18 protein-coding genes are annotated in these 23214 nt (G+C 73.0%); 11 read left to right on the forward strand and 7 right to left on the reverse strand.

Annotated features, from left to right (window positions below; genetic code table 11):
- Positions 1 to 96 precede the first annotated feature (96 nt).
- On the forward strand, positions 97 to 2115 hold the full coding sequence (locus tag IE313_RS11425; RefSeq protein WP_189930882.1) for a glycoside hydrolase family 84 protein: 2019 nt from the start codon (positions 97 to 99) through the stop codon (positions 2113 to 2115).
- Positions 2116 to 2491: 376 nt separating this feature from the next.
- Here IE313_RS11425 and IE313_RS11430 read toward each other — a convergent pair whose 3' ends face one another.
- Positions 2492 to 3193, reverse strand: a complete 702-nt coding sequence (locus tag IE313_RS11430) for a GntR family transcriptional regulator (protein WP_189930883.1) — start codon at positions 3191 to 3193, stop codon at positions 2492 to 2494.
- Between the two features lie 152 nt (positions 3194 to 3345).
- Between IE313_RS11430 and IE313_RS11435 the strand changes: the two genes are divergently transcribed.
- The 6 genes from IE313_RS11435 (at position 3346) to IE313_RS11460 (ending at position 11533) form a co-directional block, all read left to right on the forward strand.
- On the forward strand, positions 3346 to 4569 hold the full coding sequence (locus IE313_RS11435; protein WP_189930884.1) for a 4-oxalomesaconate tautomerase: 1224 nt from the start codon (positions 3346 to 3348) through the stop codon (positions 4567 to 4569).
- Positions 4566 to 5591 carry an amidohydrolase family protein gene (locus tag IE313_RS11440; protein ID WP_189930885.1) on the forward strand — a complete coding sequence of 342 codons (1026 nt, stop codon included), beginning with the start codon at positions 4566 to 4568 and terminating at the stop codon, positions 5589 to 5591. Before IE313_RS11435 ends, IE313_RS11440 begins: the two co-directional genes overlap by 4 nt.
- Positions 5592 to 5615: 24 nt before the next feature.
- On the forward strand, positions 5616 to 6299 hold the full coding sequence (gene ligK, locus IE313_RS11445) for a 4-carboxy-4-hydroxy-2-oxoadipate aldolase/oxaloacetate decarboxylase (protein ID WP_189930886.1): 684 nt from the start codon (positions 5616 to 5618) through the stop codon (positions 6297 to 6299).
- Between the two features lie 137 nt (positions 6300 to 6436).
- Positions 6437 to 7357 (forward strand): amidohydrolase family protein, encoded by a 921-nt coding sequence (locus IE313_RS11450; RefSeq protein ID WP_189930887.1) that lies wholly within the window; start codon positions 6437 to 6439, stop codon positions 7355 to 7357.
- Between the two features lie 35 nt (positions 7358 to 7392).
- On the forward strand, positions 7393 to 8757 hold the full coding sequence (locus tag IE313_RS11455) for an MFS transporter (protein WP_189930888.1): 1365 nt from the start codon (positions 7393 to 7395) through the stop codon (positions 8755 to 8757).
- A gap of 367 nt (positions 8758 to 9124) precedes the next feature.
- The gene (locus IE313_RS11460; RefSeq protein ID WP_189930889.1) at positions 9125 to 11533 is read left to right on the forward strand and encodes a SpoIIE family protein phosphatase; all 2409 of its coding nucleotides are present in this window, start codon (positions 9125 to 9127) and stop codon (positions 11531 to 11533) included.
- Between the two features lie 20 nt (positions 11534 to 11553).
- Here the strand turns inward: IE313_RS11460 and IE313_RS11465 are convergent, their stop codons facing one another.
- From IE313_RS11465 to IE313_RS11475, 3 genes are all read right to left on the reverse strand, one after another.
- Positions 11554 to 12762, reverse strand: coding sequence for a beta-ketoacyl-[acyl-carrier-protein] synthase family protein (locus IE313_RS11465; protein WP_189930890.1), 1209 nt, complete (start codon positions 12760 to 12762; stop codon positions 11554 to 11556).
- A complete protein-coding gene (locus tag IE313_RS11470; protein WP_189930891.1) occupies positions 12759 to 13034 on the reverse strand; it encodes an acyl carrier protein in 276 nt (91 codons plus the stop codon). The genes IE313_RS11465 and IE313_RS11470 overlap by 4 nt, the downstream gene beginning before the upstream one ends.
- 91 nt (positions 13035 to 13125) lie before the next feature.
- Complete coding sequence (locus IE313_RS11475; protein ID WP_229924533.1) at positions 13126 to 14442, reverse strand: WS/DGAT domain-containing protein; 1317 nt, start codon at positions 14440 to 14442, stop codon at positions 13126 to 13128.
- A 485-nt stretch (positions 14443 to 14927) separates the two neighbouring features.
- Here IE313_RS11475 and IE313_RS11480 point away from each other — a divergent pair, with 485 nt between their 5' ends.
- A complete protein-coding gene (locus IE313_RS11480) occupies positions 14928 to 16148 on the forward strand; it encodes a carbohydrate-binding protein (RefSeq protein WP_189930892.1) in 1221 nt (406 codons plus the stop codon).
- Positions 16149 to 16431: 283 nt separating this feature from the next.
- Complete coding sequence (locus IE313_RS11485; protein WP_189930893.1) at positions 16432 to 17262, forward strand: helix-turn-helix domain-containing protein; 831 nt, start codon at positions 16432 to 16434, stop codon at positions 17260 to 17262.
- Positions 17263 to 17311: 49 nt separating this feature from the next.
- On the opposite strand, the gene IE313_RS11490 is transcribed toward IE313_RS11485, so the two are convergent.
- The 3 genes from IE313_RS11490 to rfbA all read right to left on the reverse strand — a co-directional run bounded on the left by IE313_RS11490 (position 17312) and on the right by rfbA (position 20299).
- Entirely contained in the window at positions 17312 to 18058 is a 747-nt protein-coding gene (locus IE313_RS11490; protein WP_189930894.1) for an SDR family oxidoreductase, read from the reverse strand.
- Positions 18059 to 18402: 344 nt separating this feature from the next.
- Positions 18403 to 19410, reverse strand: a complete 1008-nt coding sequence (gene rfbB, locus IE313_RS11495) for a dTDP-glucose 4,6-dehydratase (RefSeq protein ID WP_189931012.1) — start codon at positions 19408 to 19410, stop codon at positions 18403 to 18405.
- Between the two features lie 25 nt (positions 19411 to 19435).
- Positions 19436 to 20299, reverse strand: coding sequence for a glucose-1-phosphate thymidylyltransferase RfbA (gene rfbA, locus IE313_RS11500; protein ID WP_189930895.1), 864 nt, complete (start codon positions 20297 to 20299; stop codon positions 19436 to 19438).
- 1318 nt (positions 20300 to 21617) lie between these two features.
- Here rfbA and IE313_RS11505 point away from each other — a divergent pair.
- Both IE313_RS11505 and IE313_RS11510 read left to right on the forward strand, forming a co-directional pair.
- The gene (locus IE313_RS11505) at positions 21618 to 22028 is read left to right on the forward strand and encodes a hypothetical protein (RefSeq protein WP_189930896.1); all 411 of its coding nucleotides are present in this window, start codon (positions 21618 to 21620) and stop codon (positions 22026 to 22028) included.
- A gap of 7 nt (positions 22029 to 22035) precedes the next feature.
- Positions 22036 to 23211 (forward strand): radical SAM protein, encoded by a 1176-nt coding sequence (locus IE313_RS11510; RefSeq protein ID WP_189930897.1) that lies wholly within the window; start codon positions 22036 to 22038, stop codon positions 23209 to 23211.
- The last annotated feature ends 3 nt before the right edge of the window (positions 23212 to 23214 follow it).

Below are 23214 nucleotides of genomic sequence, written 5' to 3' on the forward strand. Positions count from 1 at the left end.
CGACCATGGCCGGATCTTGACAGCCGCACCTGGGGATGGTGGTTTAGACCACACACCATTCGTCTTCGTGTGGTGGCCAACTTCCGTGGAGGTGCCGTGCCCCGCAGGTTCCGAAGTCGCCCGTCCCGTCTCCCCGTTCTCGGTGCCGCCGTCCTGAGCCTCGGCCTGCTCGCGGCGGCGCCCGCCGGAGCCGTCGTCCCGATCGCGCCGGCCGCGGACCGGACGGCGGCGTCCGGTGCCGCCGCGCCGGACGCGCTGCCGGTCGTCACCCCCACACCGCAGCACATGGCGCCCGCGGGCCGGGCCCTGCGCGTGCCGGACCGGGTGCGGCTGGTGGTCGGCGACGGCGTCGACGACCCGAGCGTCGACACCGTCAGGAAGGCGCTGGCCTCCGCCGGGGCCCGGCACGTCGAGCAGGTGGCCATCGGCGCCGCCGCGGCCGGTGCGCCCCGGCCCGGGCTGACCGTGGTGGTCGGTGCCCTCGCGGACCCGAAGGTGGCCGCGGCCCTGCGCGCCGCGGGCGGCACGGTGCCGGGGGACCGGGTCGCGGAGGGCTACTCGCTCGCCTCCACCGCATCCGGCTCCGGCGGCACCGTCGTGCTCGCCGGCAACGACGGGGACGGCACCTACTACGCCACCCAGACGCTGCGGCAACTGGTCACCGGGAAGCACACCATCGCCGCGGTGACGGTCACCGACTACCCGAGCATGCCGCTGCGCGGCAGCATCGAGGGCTTCTACGGCGCGCCCTGGTCCCACACGGACCGGCTGGACCAGCTCGCCTTCTACGGCGACGTGAAGGCCAACACCTACATCTACACGCCGAAGGACGACACCTACCTGCGGGAGAACTGGCGCGACGCCTATCCCGCGGAGAAACTGGCCGATCTGCACGAGCTGATCGACCAGGCCACCGCCCACCACGTCGACTTCACGTACGCCGTCTCGCCCGGCCTGTCCATCTGCTACAGCGACCAGGACGACGTGGCCGCCCTGGAGAAGAAGCTCGGCAGCATCTACGACCAGGGCGCCCGCAGCTTCTACGTGGCGCTGGACGACATCAGCTACACCAAGTGGAACTGCGCGGGCGACCAGGCGAAGTACGGCGACCCGGGCCGGGGCAGCGCGGGGCAGGCGCAGGCCGACCTGCTGAACGCGGTGCAGCACGACTTCATCGACACCCACTCCGGCGCCCGGCCGCTCCAGATGGTGCCCACGGAGTACTCCGACACCGCCGACTCCGCCTACAAGTCGGTGCTGCGCGAACAACTGGACCCCAAGGTGGTCGTGCAGTGGACCGGCACGGACGTGGTGCCGCCGTCGATCAGCCTGGCCGACGCCCGGGCCGCCTCCGACGTCTGGGGCCGCAAGGTGTTCCTGTGGGACAACTACCCGGTCAACGACTACGGGCAGACCACGGGGCGGCTGCTGATGGCGCCCTACGACAAGCGTGAGGCGGGGCTGCACACCGAGCTGAGCGGCATCGTCCTCAACCCGATGAACCAGGCCGCGGCGAGCAAGGTCGCGCTCTTCGGCGGGGCGTCCTTCGCCTGGAACGACGACGCCTACGACCCGCAGCGCACCTGGCGCGCGGCCGCCGGGTACCTGGCCGGCGGCGACCGGGCCACCACCGGGGCCCTGCTCGCCTTCTTCGACACCGAGCACCTCGCACCGACGTTCGGCGACGAGAACTGGCAGCCGCAGGCGCCGGTGCTCGCGGCGAAGCTGGACGCCTTCAGGGCCGACTGGACCAGCGGTTCCCGCAGCCGGCAGGAGGCCGCGCTGCGCACCCTCCGCCCCTATGCCGAGTTGCTCGCAGGCGCCCCCGAGCGGATCCGCGCCGGTGTGCACGACACGGCGTTCCTGACGGAGACGGCACCCTGGCTGGACGCCCTCGACCTGTGGGGCGACGCGCTCACCAGCACGCTGGACGGGCTGGAGGCAACGCTGCACGGCGGCAGCGGGCAGGCCGACTTCGACAGGGCAGCCGACCTGGCGGGCCGGGCCGCCGCGATCACCACGATTCCCGGCACCACCCGGCCGCAGGGCCCGGTCAAGGTGGCCGACGGGGTGCTGGACACCTTCATCGAGGGCGCGCCGGCACTCGGCGCGTGAACGGTGGCGCCCGGCCGCACGGCCGGGCGCCGCACCCGGGGCGCTCGCCCCGGGTCCGACGGACACCCGCCCCCGGCAGCGGCCGGGGCATCCGCCCCGGCACGGCAGGACCGCGCCCCGTCCCCTCACCCCGGGTTGCGCGGGTCACGCCGGGACACCCCGGGGTGCCCGGGTCACGCCAGGTCGCGCAGGTCACATCCGGTCGTACGGGAATCCGCCCATGAGCGGCATCACACCGGCCGTACGCCGCCGCTGCGCGGGGGCCGGACGCGCCGACGCGGGCGGTCGGCGCGGGCGCGGGGCCGTGCCGGCCGGGGAGGCCGGTCGCGGTCCCGCGCGGCGGTGGTCCTCGGGCCGGGCCGCCCGGCGCCCGGTGTCAGGTTCCGGCGCCTTCCAGCTCGTCCTCGTGCGCGTCGGGGGCGCCGCCCCCCGGGGTCGCCTCCAGCTCCCGGATGACGCTGTCGAGGTGGACGCGGATCGCGGCCTCGGCGGCCGGCGCGTCGCCCAAGACGATGGCCTCGATGATCGCCAGGTGCTGCGGCAGCGACTGCGAGGGGCGGCCGGGACGCAGGGCCAGCCGGAACTGGTAGCGCACCATCTGCCCCTTCAACCGCTCCAGCAGCCCGTCCGCCACCTTCTGGCCGCTCATCTCGGCGATGGCGGCGTGCAACTGGCGGTTGAGGACGGAGTAGGAGCTGAGGTCGCCCTGCGCGACGGACGCGCGCATGCGGTCGCCGATCCCGGCGAGCTCCGCGCGCTCCTCGGCGGAGGCCAGCTCGGCCGCCCGGCGCGCGCACAGGCCCTCCAGCACGGCCCGGCACTCGGTGATCTGGATCGCCTCCTCGACGGAGATCACCCGCACCCGGGCGCCGCGCCGCGGCACCAGCTCCACCAGGCCCTCCGCGGCGAGGTCCTGGAGCGCCTCCCGGACGGAGCTTCGGGTGACCGAGAGCGTGTCGGACAACTCCTGCTCGACGAGCCGCTGCCCGGGCACCATGTCCCCCGAGGAGAGTGCCTGGCGAATCGCCGTGCTGACCACGCGCCGCCCCGCCTGACCGGTGACCCGGTTGTCCGCCACCCCTAGCCGCCTTCCTCGCTGCGCCGCTCGACTCGGGGGAGTTTATCGTCCCGGCCGCCAGGCTGACGATAACGACACCTTTTTCGTCGAACTTATTGTCAACAATCTGGTCAACGGTTACGTTGACGCAGACATCCGACGGAGGGAGAGCAATGGCGCGGCCCACCACGACCCCGGAGCCCCCACCGGGGGACGCCGGCCCACGTCCGCGGGTGCACGGCGGCCAGGTCGCCGTCTCCTGCTGGTTCATGCGCGGCGGCACCTCGCGGGGGCCGTTCTTCCGCGCCGCCGACCTGCCGGGTGACCGCGCCGCACGCGACGCCGTGCTGCTGGCGGCCATGGGCTCGCCCGACCCCCGCCAGATCGACGGCCTGGGCGGCGCGAACCCGCTGACCAGCAAGGCCGGCATCGTCGACCGCAGCACCCGCGACGGCATCGACCTGGAGTTCCTCTTCGCCCAGCTCCAGCCGGACAGCGACGTCGTGGACACCACGCCCAACTGCGGCAACATGCTCGCGGCCGTGGTGCCCTTCGCGGTGGAGTCCGGCCTCCTGGTGCCGGTGTCCGACACCACCACCGCCCGGGTGCTCACGCTCAACACCGGACTGACCGCCGAGATCACCATCCGCACCCCCGAGGGCGAGTACGGCCGGTACGTCGACTACGCCGGTCAGACGCGGATCGACGGCGTCCCGGGCAGCGCGGCACCGGTCAGCATCGGCTTCCTCGACACCGAGGGCTCGGTGTGCGCCTCCCTGCTGCCCACCGGGCACGTACGCGACCGCGTCGAGCCGGCGGGCGTCGGCCCCATCGACGTGACCTGCATCGACAACGGCATGCCGCTGGTGATCGTCGAGGCCGCCGCGCTGGGCCGCACGGGCCACGAGTCCGCCGCCGCGCTCAACGGGGACACCGAGCTGAAGACCCGTCTGGAGAGCCTGCGCCTGGTGTGCGGCGAGCTGATGGGCCTCGGTGACGTACGGGCGAAGAACTACCCCAAGATGACCCTGGTGTCCCGGGCGGCCCACGGCGGCGCGATCAACACACGCAGCTTCATCCCGCACGTCTGCCACGAGTCGATCGGCGTGCTCGCGGCCGTCACCGCGGCCACGGCCTGTGTGCTCGACGGCACGGTGGCCCATGACCTGGCGGACCTGCCGGGCGGCGACAGGACCGACGTCGCGCTCTCCGTGGAACACCCGGCGGGCGAGTTCACCGTCGAGCTGGGCCTCGATCCGGCCGGCGGCCGGCGGGTCACCAGGTCGGCCCTGCTGCGCACCGCACGGCTGATCATGGCGGGCGACGTCCTGGTCCCCCCGCACGCATGGCGCCCCGGCGCCCCGTCGGCCACCGCACCCGAGGAGCACCGTCGATGATCATCGACATTCACGGCCACTACACCACGGCACCGCCGGCGCTGGGCGCCTGGCGCGAGCGGCAGATCGCCTCCCTCGCGGACCCTGCCGCCGCGCCCGACCCCGCCGACCTGCGTATCGGCGACGACGAGTTGCGGCAGAGCATCGAGGACAACCAGCTCCGCCTGATGGACGAGCGCGGCATCGACCTCACCGTCTTCTCGCCGCGCGCCTCCTTCATGGCCCACCACATAGGGGACTTCACGACCTCCGCGCAGTGGGCGGCCCTGTGCAACGACCTCTGCCACCGGGTCAGCACGCTGTACCCGGAGCGCTTCGCGCCCGCCGCGATGCTGCCGCAGTCCCCGGGCGTCGACCCGGCCACCTGCATCCCGGAGCTGGTGCGGTGCGTCGAGGAGCTGGGCGCGGTCGCGGTCAACCTGAACCCCGACCCGTCCGGCGGCCACTGGACGGCCCCGCCGCTGACCGACCGCTCCTGGTACCCGCTGTACGAGAAGCTCGTCGAGTACGACATACCGGCGATGGTGCACGTCAGCACCAGTGACAACCACGCGTTCCACACCACGGGGGCGCACTACCTCAACGCCGACACCACGGCCTTCATGCAGCTCGTCCAAGGCGACCTGTTCGCGGACTTCCCGACCCTGCGCCTCGTCATCCCGCACGGCGGCGGTGCCGTCCCCTACCACTGGGGCAGGTTCCGCGGCCTGGCCATGGCCCTGGGCAGGAAGCCGCTGGAGGAGCACGTGCTCGGCAACGTCTTCTTCGACACCTGCGTCTACCACCAGCCCGGCATCGACCTGCTGCTCGACGTCATCCCGCACCGCAACATCCTCTTCGCCTCGGAGATGATCGGCGCCGTCCGGAGCGTCGACCCGGACACCGGCCACCACTTCGACGACACCCGCAGGTACCTGGCCGCCGCCGGCCTCGCCCCCGACGACCTCGCGGGCATCCAGGAACAGCACGCCCGCCTCGTCTACCCCCGGCTCGACGCCCTGCTGACCCGCCAGGGCCGCTGACCCGCGCAGAAGGAACGGATACCCATGTACGAACTCGGAGTCGTCCACCGCAGCATCACGCGTGCGCCGCGCGCCGACGTCGAGGCCCTCGCGCCCTTCGGGGTCGCCACCCTGCACGAGGCCATGGGCCGCACCGGCCTGATGCGCCCGTACATCCGGCCCGTGTACCGCGGCGCCCGGATCTGCGGCCCCGCCGTCACCGTGCTCCTCCAGCCGGGCGACAACTGGATGCTGCACGTCGCCGTGGAGCAGTTGATGCCGGGCGACGTGCTGGTGGCGGCCTGCACCACCGAGTCCGAGGACGGCTTCTTCGGCGAGCTGCTGGCCACCTCCGCACGGGCCCGCGGCGGAACGGGCCTCGTCATCGACGGGGGCTGCCGCGACGTCGCGGAACTGGAGGAGATGGACTTCCCCGTCTTCAGCCGCGCCATCAGCGCCAAGGGCACCGTCAAGGCCACCCTCGGCTCCGTCAACGTGCCCGTGGTCTGCGCGAACGCCCTGGTCAACCCGGGTGACGTGGTCGTCGCGGACCTCGACGGCGTGGTCGTGGTACCGGCCTCGCGCGCCGCCGAGGTCGCCGAGGCGGCCGCCCGGCGCGAGGCCGCCGAGGCCGGCAAGCGCGAGCGGTTCGCCGCGGGCGAGCTGGGCCTGGACATGTACGCGATGCGTGCACCGCTCCAAGAGGCGGGCCTGCGCTACGTCGACTGACCGACGACGCCGCGTAACCGCCGTACGACCCATACGCCGGCACCGGCCGCACCCGCGGTCCGGTGGCCGGCCACCGCGAGAGGGGGGCTCGCCACCGCACCCGGGATGCGCCCCGGGACAGAGCTTCGAGGAGAACCATGAGCGCGGCATTCACCAAGACGCCGGGATGGCTGGACTGGTACCCGAACCCGTCCGAGCCCGCCTTCCGGCTGCCGGACGGGACCGTGGACACGCACTGCCACGTCTTCGGCCCCGGGGACGAGTTCCCCTACGCGCCGGAACGCAAGTACACCCCCTGCGACGCGAGCAGCGACCAGCTCTTCGCGCTCCGCGACCACCTGGGCGTCAGCCGTAACGTCATCGTCCAGGCCACCTGCCACGGCGCCGACAACAGCGCCATGCTGCACGCCGTTCAGGCGTCCGGCGGCCGGGCCCGGGGCATCGCCACGGTGCGGCCCGACGCCACCGACGCCGAGCTGCGCCGGCTGGACGCGGCGGGCGTGCGCGGTGTGCGGTTCAACTTCCTGAAGCGGCTGGTCAACGCCGCGCCCACGGAAGCGCTGAGGACCGTGGCGGAGAAGATCGCCCCGCTCGGCTGGCACATCGTCCTCTACTTCGAGGCCGCCGACCTGGCGGACCTGGAGGACTTCTTCAGCACCCTGCCGACTCCGCTGGTCGTGGACCACATGGGACGCCCGGACGTCCGCGAGCCGGTCGGCGGACCGCAGTTCACACGCTTCCTGCGGTTCGTGGAGCGCAACGACGTCTGGGTGAAGGTCACCTGCCCCGAGCGGCTGACCGCCACCGGGCCCGCCGCGCTGGACGGCGAGCGCCACCCCTACCGGGACGTGGTGCCCTTCGCGCGCCGGATGGTCGAGGAGTTCGAGGACTCCGTGCTGTGGGGCACCGACTGGCCGCACCCGAACCTCGTCGACCACATGCCCGACGACGGGCTGCTGGTCGACTACGTGCCCCAGGTGGCCCTCACCCCCGACCAGCAGCACAAGCTGCTGGTGCGCAACCCCATGCGGCTGTACTGGCCCGGCGAAACCGTCTGATTCCGCCGTCCCGCTTCTTCGACAAAGGCGTTCCGATGCACCAAGCAAATGCGGCAAACAGACTGAACCGGCTGCCGGCCTCCCGGTTCCACAAGATCACCATCGCGATCGTGGCGTTCGCCTACTTCTTCGAGTTCGCGGACATCAACAGTTTCGCGACCACCGCCCCCAAGCTGGTGAAGCTGTGGGGCATCACGGTCGACCAGGTGGCCTACGTCACCTCGCTGTCCTTCGTGGGCATGTTCATCGGGTCCATGGTGGCCAGTTGGATCGCCGACCGGTGGGGCCGAAAGCGGGCGCTGACGCTGACCACGGTGTTCTTCGGCGTCTTCTCCTTCGCCTCGGTCTTCTCGTGGGACATCGTGTCACTGGGCGTCTTCCGGGTCCTGACCTCGGCGGGCCTGTCCGCGATGACCGTGGTGGCGGTCATCTACGTCAACGAGATGTACCCGGCAGCCATCCGCGGCAAGTACCAGGCCTACGCCATCGTCATCGGCATCTGCGGCACGCCGGCCACCAACCTGATCGCCAGCGCGACCGTGCCGCTCACCGACTGGTCGTGGCGCCTGGTGTACCTGTGGGGCGCCATCGGCATCCTCTACCTGTTCTTCGCCCGGCGCCTCAAGGAGTCGCCGCGCTGGTACGAGAGCAAGGGCAGGCACCAGGAGGCCGATGCGGTACTGCGGGAGATAGAGCTCCAGGTCGCCGCCGAGAAGGGCGCCCTGGCGGAGCCCGCACCGTCGGTCGAGGAGCCCCCGTACGTCAAGGCGCCGCTGCGCATGCTGCTCCAGAAGAAGTACCTCGGGCCGACGCTGCTGCTCACCGTCCTGTGGGTGACCCAGACCATCGGGTTCTTCGGGTACTCGAGCTGGGCGCCGACGCTGCTGGCGAAGGAGGGCTTCAGCGTAGAGAAGTCGATCTTCTACGTGGCCCTCACCACGGTGGGCGCACCGCTCGGGTCCTATCTGGCGGCCCTGGTCACGGACCGGTTCGAACGCAAGTGGTGCCTGGTCGCCTTCGGTGCCGTCATCGCGGTCTGCGGCCTGCTCTACGGGCTCACCTTCAACCCGGTCCTGATCGTCGTCTTCGGCTTCCTCGTCAACATGTTCGAGCGCGGCTACACGGCCCTCGGGTACGCCTACTCGCCGGAGCTGTTCGACACCCGGGGCCGCTCCCTGGGCACCGGCTTCTCCTACGGCCTCGGCCGGCTGTCGAACGCGGCGGGTCCGCTGATCATCGCGACGCTGTACAACGGCAGCGGCTACCGCAGCGTCTTCTTCTTCATCGCCGGCACCTGGATCCTGGGCGCCGCGGTCCTCGCCCTCTTCGGTCCCGGCACCCGCAGGGCCCGGCTGGCCTCCGCCACCGCGGCGGCCCCGCAGGAGCGGGCGGCCGCCTGACCCGCCCGCCGGGCATGACGGCGCCCCTGCGCCCCGCCGGGCGCACGGTGCCCCACCGCCCGCCCGAACGGCGCCGCGCCACCGGCCGGACGCCGGTCGGGCGGGCCGCGTGCATCAGGGGCGCCGCGGGGCACGCCCCGCGGCGGGAGCGGTTCCGGACACCGCCGCACGGGCCCGGACCGCGCACCGAGCGGGCACCCGACATGCCGGCTCCGGCCTGTCGGGGCCCGGCCGCCGGCCGTCGTCCCGGCGCGACGCGACCCGCGGGCACGTAGCCGCAGCACCGAATACGGTCAGTATTATGTGTGATTTATCCGAGTTACACTGATACGTAGAGTTGTGTAGTCGTGTCCCTCAGGAGCAGGCGATGAACGCGCCGTCCCGCAGGCCCGACGACCAGGGCTTCTGCTTCCCCGTGCTCGGGGCGGTCGTCGTCGACGGCGCGGGCACCGTCGTGGGGTGGTCGGACGAGGCGGCACGGCTGCTGGCGCTCCCGCCGCAGGAGGTGTGCGGCCGCCCGCTCGCGGCACTCCTCGACGAGGGCGAGCGGTGGGGAGCGGGGTCCGGTGCGGTGCCGGAGCCGGGCGCCGGCCGGGTGAGGCTGCGGCGGGGCGGGGACGGCGGCACGGAGGTGGCCTTCCGGGTGACCGGGCTCGGGGGCACGGCGGGCGACGCGCTGATCCTGTTCGCGCCGGCCGAGCGGGTGCGCGAGTGGGGGCAGGGCGTGTCGGTGCTGCACGCGGTGCTCGACCAGAACGAGGTCGGGCTCGCGCTGCGCGACTCCGACCTGGTGCTGGAGCGCACCAACATCACCCCCGAGATGTTCGGCGGCCCCGCCGTGGAGCCGGGCCGGCAGCTCGGCGAGGTGGTGTGGGCGCAGGACGCGACCGAGGCCGAGGCGGTCCTCGGCCAGGTGCTTGCGACCGGCGAGCCGGTCATCTCGCGCCAGCACGTGGTGCGCTCCGGCGGGACCCCGCCGCGGGAGCGGACGGTGTCGCTGTCCGCCTTCCGCATGAAGGACGCCTACGGCGAACCGTCCGGGGTCGCCGCGGTCGTGGAGGACGTCACCGAGCAGGAGCGCATCCGCAAGCACCGCGACCTCCTCCACGACGCCGCGACGCGCATCGGCTTCTCGCTGGACGTCCGCCGCACCGCACAGGCGCTCGCCGACGTGGTGCACGGCCTCGCCGACCTGGTGACCGTGGACCTCGACCAGGCCGTCCTCGAAGGGGACGAGCCGCCCCCCGGACAGGCCGCCCTGGTCCGGGCCGCCGTGGCGGCCGCCGGCGAGTGGCCCGAGAAGCTGCTGGGGGTCGGCGGGCTCTACCCGACGCTGCCGGACAGCGACCAGGTGCGGCGGATCCTCGAAGGCCACTCCCTGCTCCTCAGCCGGCAGGAGGTCGTCCGGGCGCTGGCGGACGGCCCCCTGGTCGAGCTGCTGGTCCCCGAGCACACGCACTCCCTGGTGGTGTCGCCGCTGTACGCACGCGGTTCGCTGCTCGGCACCCTGACCTCCTGGCGCACCGAGCGGTCGCCCGCCTACGACGAGGACGAGCTGGAACTGCTCGCGGAGGTCAGCTCACGAGCGGCACTCGGCATCGACAACGCCCGCCGCTACGCACACGAGCACCGGGCCGCGGTGGCGCTCCAGGAACGGCTGCTGCCGCGTGCCGTCACCGACTCCACGGCCGCGCACACCGTGGGCGCCTACGCTCCGGCCGGCGGCGGCGCCGGTGTCGGCGGCGACTGGTTCGACGTCATCGCGCTGCCGTCGCTGCGGGTGGCCTTCGTGGTGGGGGACGTGGTGGGGCACGGGCTGCCGGCCGCCGCGGCGATGGGGCGGCTGCGCACCGCGGTGCAGAACTTCGCCGTACTCGAACTGGAGCCCGCCGAGGTCCTCGCCCACATGGAGGACCTGGTGCAGCGCCTGGCCGCCGAGTCGCCGCCGACCCGCAGGGACTCGATCGGCGCCACCTGCATGTACGCCGTCTACGATCCCACCAACCGCCAGTGCGTCTTCGCCAGCGCGGGCCAGCCGCCGCCCGTCCTGGTCCGGCCCGACGGCAGCACCGCACTGGTGCGGGTCCCCCTCGGGCCGCCGCTCGGTGTGGGCGCGGAGCCGTTCGAGTCCACCACGATCACGCTGGACCCGGACAGCGTCCTCGCGCTCTTCACCGACGGCCTGCTCGCGCTCGAACCCTACGCGGGCGGTGACGGGCCCCGCCGCGTGGAGGAGAAGCTGGCCGAGCTGAGCCGGGAGCAGCGCACGCTGGAGGACATCGGCGACGAGCTGCTGGCCGACGCGGACCGCACCGCGCCCCGCGACGACGTCGCCGTCCTGCTCGCCAGGACCCATGTCGTGGACCCGTGCTCCCTGGCCGGCTGGGAGTTCCCCGCGGAGCCCGAGTCGGTGGCCAAGGCCAGAACGGCCGCGGCGCACCAGTTGGAGTCCTGGGGGCTCGGCCACCTCGCCTTCACCACCGAGCTGGTGGTGAGCGAACTGGTCACCAACGCCGTCCGGTACGCCTGGGGTCCCATCGGGCTGCGCCTCATCCGCGACGAGGTGCTGATCTGCGAGGTGACCGACCCCAGCAACACCCAGCCGCGGCTGATGCGCGCGGGCGGGACGGACGAAGGCGGGCGGGGGCTGTTCATCGTCGCGCAGTGCACCACGAGGTGGGGCTGCCGCTACGGCCGCCGCGGCAAGACCATATGGACCGAACAGCCCCTGAGGGGCACCGGGGACACGCTCGGCCCGTACCCCGAGGTGGCGTAGCGCCCGGCGGCCGGGCGGCGTCAGGGCCCGGCCGTGTCCAGTACGAGGCACGCGTTGTGGCCGCCGAAGCCGAAGCTGTTGGTGACCACCGGGCCCGCGGCGAGCTTGCGGGGCTCGCCGGTGATCACGTCGAGCGTGCAGCGCGGGTCGAGCCGCGCCAGGTTCGCGGTGGGCGGTGCGAGTCCCTCGGCGACGCAGAGCACGGCGATGACCGCCTCCAGCGCTCCGGCGGCGCCCAGCGCGTGCCCGGTGACCGCCTTGGACGCGGTGACCGGCACCGCGCCGGGGCCGAAGAGCGCGCTGATCGCCCGGGCCTCGGCCAGGTCGTTCAGCTCCGTGCCGGTGCCGTGCGCGTTCACGTGGGCGATGTCCCGCGCCGCCACCCGCGCATCGGCCAGCGCCATGTCCATGCAGGCCCGCGCCCCTGCGCCGTCCGGGTGCGGTGCCGTCAGATGGTGGGTGTCGCAGGTGCGGCCGTAGCCGGTCAGCGCCGCGTAGACGCGCGCTCCCCGGGCCCGGGCCGCCTCGGCGCGCTCCAGGACGACGAACGCGGCACCCTCGGCCAGCACGAACCCACGCCGCTGCGCGTCGAACGGCCTCGACGCCGCCGCCGGGTCGTCGAAGCCGGTGGCCAGGGCGCGTGCCCGGCGGAAGGCCAGCAGGGTGGTCAGGGTGAGCGAGGCGTCGTGGCCGCCGGCCACCACGACGTCCGCGCTGCCCGCCCGGATCATCTGCATGCCCTCGCCCACCGCGTGCGCCCCGGACGCGCACGCGGTCGAGAGCGTCAGGCCCGGTCCGGCGACGCCGTGTTCCGAGGCGATCCAGAAGGCCGCCGCGTTGTGCATCATCTGCGGCATGAACAGCGCGTTCGGCCGTCCGAGCCCGTCCTCCAGCGTGCTGACACCGCCGCGGGCGGTGCCCGTGACCACGGCACGCCGGGCGGGAGCGGCGGCCAGGCCGCCCGCGTCGCGGACGGCGTCCGTGGCGGCGCAGAACGCCAACTGCGCCGAGCGGTCGGCCCGGGCCGTCTGCTTGGGCGTCAGATAGCCGGCCGGATCGAAACCGGGCACCTCGCACGCCGCGTCGACCACCGCCCCCTGCTCGTCGAAGGCGCGCCAGGCGGCGGTGGGCCGCGGCGCCAGCAGTGTCCGCCACACGGCGTCCGGTGTGCCGCCCGCGGCGCTGCGCACCCCGAGCCCGGTGACCACGACCTGCCGGTGCTCGCTCACGCGACGGCTCCGCCGGCCCGGCCCCCGCCCAGCAGCCGTACGACGAGGTCGGCCACGTCCGCCACGGTGGCGACCCGGTGGACGTCCGAGGGCGCCGGCACGACCCCGAAGACGTCCCGGACGGCGACGTCCAACTCGGTGAGGTCCAGACTGTCCGCGCCCAGGTCCGCCACCAGGCGCGCCTGCGGCAAGACGCTCTCCCGCGGCACGGACATCACCTTCGCGCACACCTCGCTGAGCCGGCCCATGACCTCGTCGTGCTCTGCCACCATCGTTCCTCTCCCTACGTCCTGCGTCCGAACCGCGTCGCGACGCGCCTGTGGCTTGGTGCCCCCGCCCCCGCCCCCGCCGGGGGCGGCTGGTCTACGTGGTCCGCCGCGGGTCCCCGTGCTCCGCGCCGGCACCCGGTGGCCGCTCCTCGCACCTCCGGGGGGCCCGCCGCGCGAACGCCTCCAGCTCGCGGCCGACGGCGGCGGCGAGCAGGCCGGCGTCCCCGGGCCGCAGTTGGGCGGCCGTGGTGAGGGTGAAGGCGCCACCGGTCTGGATGAGGGAGAAGCACGCGGTGCCCGGGGAGCCGAAGTTGACGCCGCCGACCCTGGTCAGGGCCCGGCCGTGCAGCGCGCACGGATGGCCGGGGAACTTGAACGCGTTGCAGAGCACCGGTGACAGGAGGGGGGAGCGGAAGCGCGGGGCGAGGGCCCGCGCGGCCCACGGCCCCGGGCGCCCGAGCGCCTGGAGCGCGGCGGCCAGCGCCCGGTGCGTCTGGCGGCGGGCGGGCACGGTGGCCGTCGTCCGCTGGCAGGCCAGGAGGCGGGCCGCCGGGTCGGCGAGTCCGATGGGGAGCGGGACGCGCACCACCGACACGAGGTTGCCGAGGTCGTGGGCGCGCTCGGGGGTGCGCAGGTCGACGGGCAGCGACCCGTAGACGGGCGCCGTGCCCCCCGGCCAGTTCGACGGGGGCCCGTAACGGGCGCGCAGGGCACCGGCGACCGAGCCGACGAGCAGTTCGGTGAGCGTGGCACCCGGCCCGGTGGCCGGCAGGCGGCGCGCGGCGCGCACCACCTCGGGAGGGACGGCGGTCAGGGCCAGGTCCGGGTGCGTGCCGTCCGGCGCTGGGCAGGGCACGGCCTGGCCGCGTCGCAGCATGTCCCGGAACTCCCGCCACACGTCGCCCCCGCGGACCGGCGGCCGGTGCGCCTCGGGGAGCCCCCGGCGCGCCCCGATCTCCTCGTCCATCAGCAGCCGCATGAGCGTCACCACGGATCGGCCGTCCAGCGCGGTGTGGTCCGCCATGAGCACCAGGGCGAAGTCACCGCCGAACGGCGCCTCGCGCACCAGGTGCAGCCGCCAGCGCGGCAGGCCGTCGGGGAAGGGCCGCACGGCGCCGTCGGCCAGCAGGACGTCCAGGGAGCAGGCGGCGTCGGCCACGTGGACCACGGGATCGAAGGGCCCGGCACCGGACGCCCAGCGGTGGCGCCGCACCGCGGGGAACCCGGCCGCGGGCGGCTGGAGCGTGACGTTCATCCGGGGCAGCGCGCCCCACCGCTCGGCGACGCGGGCCCGCACCTCTGCAAGGCCGGGCGGGTCCCCGGCGAAGACGGCGACCAGCCCGATGGTGCACGGCACACCGCTCACGGCCTGCATCTCGTCCGTGATCGACAATCTGGTACGAGTCGTCACTTCAGCCCCCGGGACTCGACAGACGACCGGAGCTCGTCCAGGACGACGCACGGCCGGGGCACGCTCTTTCCCACGCCCCGACCAACGACCATCCAAACCGAACGTCACACGAGGGGCGACTTCCGGACGGCTCGGGCCGTCCCGGCCGGCTGCCCGGCCCGTGGGCCGGCGGTTCGTCTTTGAGGGTGCCGAGGGCGCCGAGGGCGCCGAGGAGATCGAGGAGGCCGAGGAGCCGGGCGCGGGTGGGCGCGATGGCGGCGCCGCTGATCTCGTCCGCGGCGACCGGGGAGCCCGGCACGTGGACCGGGCGGCGCCTGCGCGGCCGGGCCGTGCGCACACGCCCTACGGCAGCGCGCCTTCCCGGTCCGGGGCGTGGGTCACACGGTGCAGGGTCAAGGAACAGGAATGGTCTAGTCCAAACTGTTGACTTGGTCTAGACAAGGCCGGATCCTGATGCCCCTTCCACCGATCAGGGAGACCTGGACATGAGACGTCTTCGTGCTCTCCTCTGCGGTACCGCCACGGCCGCGCTGGCCGCCGCGGGGCTCAGCGGCCTGGCCGTCACCCAGGCCGCGGGCGCGGACGCCGCGGCGGACCAACTGTCCAACCGCTGGTACGCCGCCGCGCCGTACCTGATGCCGCTCGACAACGACCCGCCCGACGCCACCGCCATCATGGACGCCACCGGCCTCAAGGCGTTCCAGCTCGCCTTCGTCCTCGCCCCGAACGGCGGCGGGTGCAGCCCCACCTGGGACGGCACCGCGCCCGTCGCCGGGGACACCGCGGTCGCCGGCGTGATCGACGCCATCCGCGCCAAGGGCGGTGACGTCTCCGTCTCCATCGGCGGCTACAACGGCACCAAGCTCGGCCAGGCGTGCGGCACCCCCGAGGCCACCGCGGCCGCGTACCAGCAGGTCGTCACCAAGTACGGCCTGCACGCCATCGACTTCGACCTGGAGGAGCCGGAGTACGAGAACACCGCCGCGATCCACAACGAGATCGGCGCCGCCAGGATCCTCCAGAAGGACAACCCGGGCCTCTACGTCTCCGTCACCACGGCGGGCACCGCCGCCGGCACCGGCTGGTTCGGCCAGCAGATGCTCAACGAGGCCAAGGCGCAGGGCTTCACGCCGAACAACTTCTCCATCATGCCCTTCGACGGCGGGTTCCAGGGCGCGTCGGCGCAGACCGCCGCGCTCACCGCCTTCAACGGCCTGCTGCGCTCCACCTTCGGCTGGGACGAGGCCACCGCCTACGCCCACGAGGGCTTCTCGGGGATGAACGGCCGCAGCGACTCGGGCGAGATGTTCCCGCAGGACGCCTTCCGCACCGTGCTCGACTTCGCCACCTCGCACGGCATGGACCGCTTCACCTTCTGGTCGCTCAACCGCGACCGCCAGTGCACCCCGCCCGACAACGGCGGACGCACCTCGGGCACGTGCAGCAGCGTGCCGCAGAGCGCCTGGGACTTCGCGAAGTTCTCCGTCGAGTTCGCCGGAGCCACCCCGCCCGACAACCCGCCGCCCACCGACCCGCCCGGCAGTGGCACGTGCACCCTCGCCGCGTGGGACGCGTCCGCGGTGTACACCGGCGGGCAGGAGGTCTCGTACGAGGGCCACACCTGGAAGGCCAAGTGGTGGACCCAGGGCGAGGAGCCGGGCAGCACCGGTGAATGGGGAGCGTGGCAGGACGAGGGACCGTGCTGATCCCCTGAAGCGCTCCGTGCACCGGGGCCGCCGCCGGGACGGCGCCCGTCAGCGGCACGCCCCGGTCAGCCCCCGTCAGCAGCACGCCCCGGTCAGCCCCCGTCAGCAGCACGGCGCCCGCCCCGCCGGCCTCCCCGGTGGGCCGGGCGCCCGGCTGACGGAGCCGGCCCGGTACCGGCCTCGCGTCCGGCCACGCGTCCGGTGTCGCGTCCGGCCCCGCGCCCCGGCCCCGCACCCGGTCCGCCGCGACGGCGTCCGCCGCGACGGCGGTACCGTCGAACCCATGAGCGACGCCCCGACCAATGACCTCGGTGACTTCCTGCGGGCCGGCAGGTCCCGGCTTGCGCCGTCCGACGTCGGTCTGCCGGCCGGGGGCGGCGGCCGCCGGGTGCGGGGCCTGCGGCGCGAGGAGGTCGCCGTGCTGGCGGGGGTGAGCGCCGACTACTACTCCCGTCTGGAACGCGGCCGGGAGCGGAACCCGTCCGCGCAGGTCGTCGGCGCGCTGGGCCGCGCGCTGCGGCTGGCCCCCGACGCCCGCGGGCACCTCTTCCGCCTCGCCGGCCTGACCCCGGGCCTGGCGGCCGACGGGGCGCGGGAGGGGGTGCACCCGGCACTGCTGCACCTGCTCGACGCCTTCCCTGCGGCCGCGGCCTACGTGCTGGGCCCCTCCTTCGACGTCCTCGCGAGGAACGCGGCGGCCGGCGCCCTGCTCGCCCCGTTCGGCACCGAGACCAACATGGTGCGGATACTCTTCGGGCACCCGCGGGCCCGCGAGGTCTTCGTGGAGTGGCCGCGGGTCGCCGCCGCCACCGTGCACGCACTGCGGCTGAACGCCGCCCGCTTCCCCGACGACACCGGCATCCGCGACCTGGTGTCCGGCACCAGGGCCGGCTCCGCCGAGTTCGCCGGGCTGTGGGACGAGCAGATCGTCGGCGGCCTCACCCGCGCGTACAAGGTGTTCGCGCACCCCACCGCCGGACGCGTCGAGCTCGCCTACCAGACGTTCGACGTCCATGACGCTCCGGGACAGCAACTGCTGGTCGGCACTCCGGAGCCCGGCAGCCGCAGCGCGGCGGCCCTCGCCGGGCTGGGGTCGGCGGCCGCCGCCGGCTGAGCGCGCGCCGCGGGCCCTGCCCGGGGAGGGCGGCGGCCGGGGCCCGCTGTCAGCCCTGCACCGTCGGTCGGACGACGATCTCGTTGACGTCGACACCGGCGGGCTGGGCGACGGCGTAGCCGATGGCCTCGGCGACCGCGGAGGCCGGGATCGCGATACGCTCCGCGACCGCGCGCGCCGCCTGCTGCACCTCGGCGTCACCGCCGCGGTCCATCAGCTCGGACCGGGTGAACCCGGGGCTGACGACGGTGACCCGGACGTCGGTGCTCTCCTGGCGCAGCCCCTCCGCCAGCGCGCGCACGGCGTACTTCGTCGCGCAGTACACGGCCGCCGTGGGGTCGACGCGGTGGGCGGCCGTCGACGCGACGGCGACGATGTGGCCGCTGCCCCGGTCCCGCATCGAGGGCAGGACGGCGGCGATGCCGTGCAGCACACCGCGCAGGTTGACGTCGATCATCTGGTTCCACTCGTCGACGCGCAGCGCGGCCAGCGGGGACAGCGGCATCACACCGGCGTTGTTGACCAGGACGTCCACCCGGCCGTGCCGCCGGAGCGCACCGCCCACGAAGGCGTGGACGCTGCCCGGGTCGGTCACGTCCAGATCGGTGTGCTCGGCGCTGTGCCCGGCCGCGCTCAGCTCCTCGACGATCGAGGCCAGCCGTCCGGTGCGCCGGGCCCCGAGGACGACATGGTGCCCGGCGGCGGCCAGGTGCCGTGCCGTGGCCTCGCCGATGCCGCTCGACGCGCCCGTGATCAGGACGACCTTCCGCTCGGTGGACGGGACGGCGGTGCTCACGTGGGTGCCTCCGAAAGAATCGTGGTCGGGGCCGGTCCGTACCGGCCCCTCGGTCCTTCCGAGGATTCTTCGAGCCCGGCGGCCGGGCAGGAAGGCCGTGCCGTCCTGGGTGCGGCACACCCAGGCTCGTCCGCCCCGCGCCCGTGGGCCGACCGCCCGGCCCCCGGCGCCCCGCCCCGGCCGCCACGGGCGCCGGACCGCGCGTCAACCGCACTCGGAACGTCGGGCGAGGCGGGCGAGGCGGGCGAGGCGAGTGAGTCAGGGCAAGCAGGCCGCGCGGGCCGCGGCCGGCCGGGCGGCGCCGCGGGGTCCGGCGGGGCGAGCCGTTGCCGGCCGGTGCCGGCTCAGACCCGTACCGCGTCGCCGGCGGGCAGGACGGCCCGGCGCAGCGGCTCCCACCACTCGCGATGGGCCGCGTACCAGGACACCGTGCGCGCCAGCCCGTCGTCGAAGGACACCGCGGGCGCGTAACCCAGCTCCACCGCGATCTTGCCGGTGTCCAGGGCGTAGCGCAGGTCGTGGCCCTTGCGGTCGGGGACGTGGTCGACGCGCGAGAAGTCGGCGCCGAGCAGTTCGAGCAGGCGCTCCGTCAGCTCCCGGTTGGTCAGCTCGGTGCCCCCGCCGATGTGGTACACGTGGCCCGGCCGGCCGCCCGCGGCCACCAGGGCCACGCCCTGGCAGTGGTCGTCGACGTGCAGCCAGTCCCGCACGTTCGAGCCGTCGCCGTACAGCGGCACCCGTCCGCCGGTCAGCAACTGGGTGACGAAGCGCGGGACGACCTTCTCCGGGTGCTGGTGGGGCCCGTAGGTGTTGGAGCACCTGGTGACGCACACGTCGAGGCCGTGGGTGCGGTGGTAGGCGAGCGCGAGCAGGTCGGAGGACGCCTTCGAGGCGGCGTAGGGGGAGTTGGGGCTGATCGGCGCGTTCTCGTCCCAGCGGTCGTCGCCCGCCACCGACCCGTACACCTCGTCGGTGGAGACGTGCACGAACCGCGGCACCCGCGCCGCCCGCGCGGCGTCGAGCAGCCGCTGCGTGCCCAGGACGTTGGTGCGCACGAAGGCGTCCGCGTCCGCTATGGACCGGTCGACGTGCGACTCGGCCGCGAAGTGCACGACCAGGTCGGCACCGTCCAGGACCCGGGCCACCACCTGCGCGTCGCAGATGTCGCCCCTGACGACCCGCAGCCGCGGATCGTCGGCGACCGCGTGCAGGTTGCCGAGGGTGCCCGCATAGGTGAGCTTGTCGAGCACGGTGACACGGGCCGCTCCGAACGCCTCGTACCTGCCGGCCAGGACGTGCTTGACGAAATGGGAGCCGATGAAGCCGGCTCCTCCGGTGACGACGATGCGCACGAACACCTACTTCATCCGACGATCTTCATCCGACGATGTCCATCAGGTACTGGCTGTACGGGGTCGGCTCCATCCGGGCGGCCAGCTCGTGGCACTGGCCGGCGGTGATGAAGCCCATCCGGTAGGCGATCTCCTCCAGACAGGCGATCCGCACCCCCTGGCGCTGCTCCATCACCTGCACGTAGTGCGAGGCCTGGAGCAGCGCGTCGTGGGTGCCGGTGTCCAGCCAGGCGAAGCCGCGCCCCAGGTCGATCAGCCGGGCCCTGCCCTGGGCGAGGAAGACCCGGTTGACGTCGGTGATCTCCAGCTCACCGCGCGGAGAGGGGCGCAGGTTCTTGGCGATGTCCACCACGTCGCTGCTGTAGGAGTACAGCCCCGTCAGGGCCAGGTTGGACCGCGGTCTGGCCGGCTTCTCCTCGATGGAGACCAGGCGTCCTTCGGCGTCGACCTCGCCCACTCCGTACCGCCGGGGGTCGCTGACGGCGTAGCCGAACAGCAGGGCCCCGTCCACCGTCCGCAGCCGGTCGTGCAGCAGGCGCGAGAAGCCGGGGCCGTGGAAGACGTTGTCGCCGAGGATCAGGGTCACGGAGTCGTTGCCGATGTGGTCGGCACCGATGAGGAACGACTGCGCGATGCCTTCGGGCCGCGCCTGCTCGGCGTAGGAGAGGGACAGGCCGAGGTCGCTGCCGTCGCCCAGGAGCGTGCGGAACATCGGCAGGTGCTGGGGAGAGGAGATCAGCAGGATGTCGCGGATGCCGCCCAGCATGAGCACCGACAGCGGGTAGTAGACCATCGGCTTGTTGTAGACGGGCAGCAACTGCTTGGACACGGCATGGGTCAGCGGGTGCAGACGGGTGCCGCTGCCGCCGGCGAGGATGATCCCCCTCATGCCGCCTGCTTCGGCGCATGTCCGGGGCCCTTCTCAGGACACCGCGCGCCGACCGCCGGGCAATTGCGCACACGGCTCGGAAAGAAGGGAACTCTGTGCCGGTGCACTTGGCGGGGACCGGCCGCGCGCGGCGGCGTGTACGGTCCTCTCCCGCGGCATCGGCGAATGGTGTGCGCGAACTGCGCGGAGAAGAGTTCGGGATAGTGGCTCTTCTGCTGACCGGCGAGAGTGACTACTCGCCCTGCCGGCTCGGAGCCGGTGGGATCAGTAGCTGGGAGAACCTGGCGTACCGCTTCTTCGAGAGGAATCTCATCGGCGCTGCAGCGAAGCTTTCGGTATTTCGCCATGACCTCGAATCTAAGCGGTTGCACTAGGAAAGCGCAACAACTTTCTGGCCGCCTTGGCCGGCCGTCATACGCCCGCTTTGAGTGCTCTGGGGTGGTTGTTAAGCAGCCACTCTTGGTGATCCGGGACGCTGTTTCGCAGGGAAGTTGCGGAACTCGGCGCAGTTCGGGGCCGCGCGCCGCCGGTGTGGGCCGCGGCGGCGGTGGGAAAAGGTGCCGGTCGGCCAGAATGGCTTGGCAGTCTCTGTGAGAGAGCGCTCTCATAAAGCTACAGGACCCTTTCGCGGCTTTTGCTGTATCCGTAAGGGGGTTCATCAGATCTTTGCTGGAAAGTACTGCCTTTGCCGTGGTGTGGCCGGAAAACTGATGACTTCGTGGGTCGGTCGAGCAGGGTACCGTGCGGACCGGGAGGCGGGGCGCCGAATCCTGCCGGTGGGCCTGCCTGCTCGTTTGAGTCGCTTCAGGCTCTTTATTTGCATGATTGGCCCGGCTGTCCGGCCTTCGGGATCTTCCGCCCTGCCCTGTTGACATGTGTGAAGCCTGCACGCTTCACTTCCTATCAGGCGCATGTCAGGCGCATATCTCATCGCCGGCGTCGATTGCCCCAGCAGTCGGTTTCTGTGCTCTGTGAGTTGTGGACGGTGAAAGACCCGGTGACCAGAGAGCTCTGCCATGACCGGAATCTTCGGAGGTTCATCACAGCTCGGGCACTGTCAAGGGGCGGCGGCGCAATATTTACCATCGGGCTGACGACGGCAATGCTCAATGCGCATTTCCAGGCTGCGGACATGGGATTCGTGCTCGCCGCCGCCGTGGCACCCGTGGTTCTCCTGCTGCCGGTCGGCGGCGTTTATCCCGGCCATTTCCGTCCGCGTGTCACCGCGCCGGGCGCGCCGCCGCGCCGGCCGCACGTCCGGCGTGCACCGGCCGCGGTCCGGGCGGGGCTGTCCGGCCGCCCCCGGCCGTGGGGTGCCGTGAGCGCCTCCGCGCTCCTCGGGACGCCGGCCCTCGGGCCGTTCGACGTGCTAGGGGGCGTCGTCCTCGTCGACCGCTCCGGGCCCACCGCCCACGGCCCGCTGCTGACCGTGCCCGGCCTCGGTGCGACCACCGGCGGTGTGCTCGACTCGCGGGCCCACCGGGTGCGGCCGCCGCGCACCGGACCGCCGGCCCTGCCGGCCCTCGCACCGCTGCCGGCCGGCCGCGCCCCGAGCGGTCCCGCGGCCACCCGGCCGGGTACCGGGGCCGTGCTGCTGCCGGGCTCCGCCGCCCTCGCACCCGGGTGCGCCCTCCTGCTCCCCGCCCCCACCGTCTCCTACCCGCGCCGCACACCCCCCGCCCCCGCCCCGGCCCCTCCCACAGGGCCGGCCGGGGTCCGCCGAGCCTAGGAGGAACATGCACCCCCAGACGCGCCGCGTACTCAACGAAAAAGAGTTCGCCGACATCAAGCACACCGTCTCCATACGGTCCAGGTCCCGCGCGGCCCTGCGGAAGAACCGCAGCTACGCCGCCGACATCCCGCGGGAGGTGAGCCTCCAGCTCACCTACCGGTGCAACCTGCGCTGCACGCACTGCTACCAGTGGAACGAGCAGGGGTTCTTCCGCGACTGGAGCGTCGACAGGCAGCGCACCGAACTGGACACGGCGATCGTCGCCGACGTCCTGCGGGAGACCGCCCAGGTTCCCGCCAAGCTCTTCCTGTGGGGCGGCGAGCCCCTGATGCACACCCGCTTCGACGAGGTGTCCCGCCTCGTCGAACGCTATCCGCGCACCGTGAACATGTGCACCAACGGCCTGCTCTTCGAGCGCAGGATGGACGACCTGCTCAGGATGGGCGAGAACCTCAACCTGCTCGTCAGCCTCGACGGACTGGGCGACGACCACGAGGAACTCCGCGGCAAGGGCACCTTCGGCCGGACCATCAAGAACATCGAGACCATGCTCGACCTGAAGCGCAGGGGCAGGTTCGGCGGCGAGGTCTCACTGTCCTGCATGGTCTCCCACGTGACCGTCCACCGCATGTACGAGTTCATGGAGTGGGCCGAGGAACTCGACGTCAACACCGTCTACTTCCAGTTCCCCTGGTACATCAGCCCGCAGGTCGCGGGTGCCATGGACGAGGTGTACCAGGAGCACTTCTCCTGGCTCTCCCCGCAGACCGGCACGGCACGGCCCACCTGGCACTCCTACACCTACCAGCTCCCCGAGGAACTGCTGCCGACGCTGCGCGAGTCGATGGCCGCCCTGGCCGGCAGGACCTGGGGACCGCGCGTGCGCTACCAGCCGCAACTGGAGGCGGACGAGGTCGAGTCGTTCATCCTCGGCACTTCGCAGCCCGCGCAGCGCCGCACCCGCTGCCTCGCCGTCACCAACCGTATGGAGGTGCACGCCGACGGCAACGTCAGCTCCTGCAAGTTCTTCCCGGAGTTCGTCGTCGGGAACCTGTACGACACACCCGTACTGGAGCTCTGGCAGAGCGAGAAGTTCCGACGGGTCCGCTCCGTACTCGCCGAGACCGGCATGATGCCCGTCTGCTCGAAATGCATCCTCCTCTACCTGAACGGAGTGTGACAG

The organism is Streptomyces sulfonofaciens, from assembly GCF_014656295.1.
GTDB classification, from domain to species: domain Bacteria; phylum Actinomycetota; class Actinomycetes; order Streptomycetales; family Streptomycetaceae; genus Streptomyces; species Streptomyces sulfonofaciens.

What these genes read in the sequence shown, in the direction of transcription:
- IE313_RS11455 (WP_189930888.1), top strand. Translation starts at nt 7,393, where the DNA reads ATGCACCAAGCAAATGCGGCAAACAGACTGAACCGGCTGCCGGCCTCC.
- rfbA (WP_189930895.1), bottom strand. Translation starts at nt 20,299, where the DNA reads ATGAGGGGGATCATCCTCGCCGGCGGCAGCGGCACCCGTCTGCACCCG.
- IE313_RS11435 (WP_189930884.1), top strand. Translation starts at nt 3,346, where the DNA reads ATGGCGCGGCCCACCACGACCCCGGAGCCCCCACCGGGGGACGCCGGC.
- IE313_RS11440 (WP_189930885.1), top strand. Translation starts at nt 4,566, where the DNA reads ATGATCATCGACATTCACGGCCACTACACCACGGCACCGCCGGCGCTG.
- ligK (WP_189930886.1), top strand. Translation starts at nt 5,616, where the DNA reads ATGTACGAACTCGGAGTCGTCCACCGCAGCATCACGCGTGCGCCGCGC.
- IE313_RS11485 (WP_189930893.1), top strand. Translation starts at nt 16,432, where the DNA reads ATGAGCGACGCCCCGACCAATGACCTCGGTGACTTCCTGCGGGCCGGC.
- IE313_RS11480 (WP_189930892.1), top strand. Translation starts at nt 14,928, where the DNA reads ATGAGACGTCTTCGTGCTCTCCTCTGCGGTACCGCCACGGCCGCGCTG.
- IE313_RS11470 (WP_189930891.1), bottom strand. Translation starts at nt 13,034, where the DNA reads ATGGTGGCAGAGCACGACGAGGTCATGGGCCGGCTCAGCGAGGTGTGC.
- IE313_RS11450 (WP_189930887.1), top strand. Translation starts at nt 6,437, where the DNA reads ATGAGCGCGGCATTCACCAAGACGCCGGGATGGCTGGACTGGTACCCG.
- IE313_RS11510 (WP_189930897.1), top strand. Translation starts at nt 22,036, where the DNA reads ATGCACCCCCAGACGCGCCGCGTACTCAACGAAAAAGAGTTCGCCGAC.
- IE313_RS11460 (WP_189930889.1), top strand. Translation starts at nt 9,125, where the DNA reads ATGAACGCGCCGTCCCGCAGGCCCGACGACCAGGGCTTCTGCTTCCCC.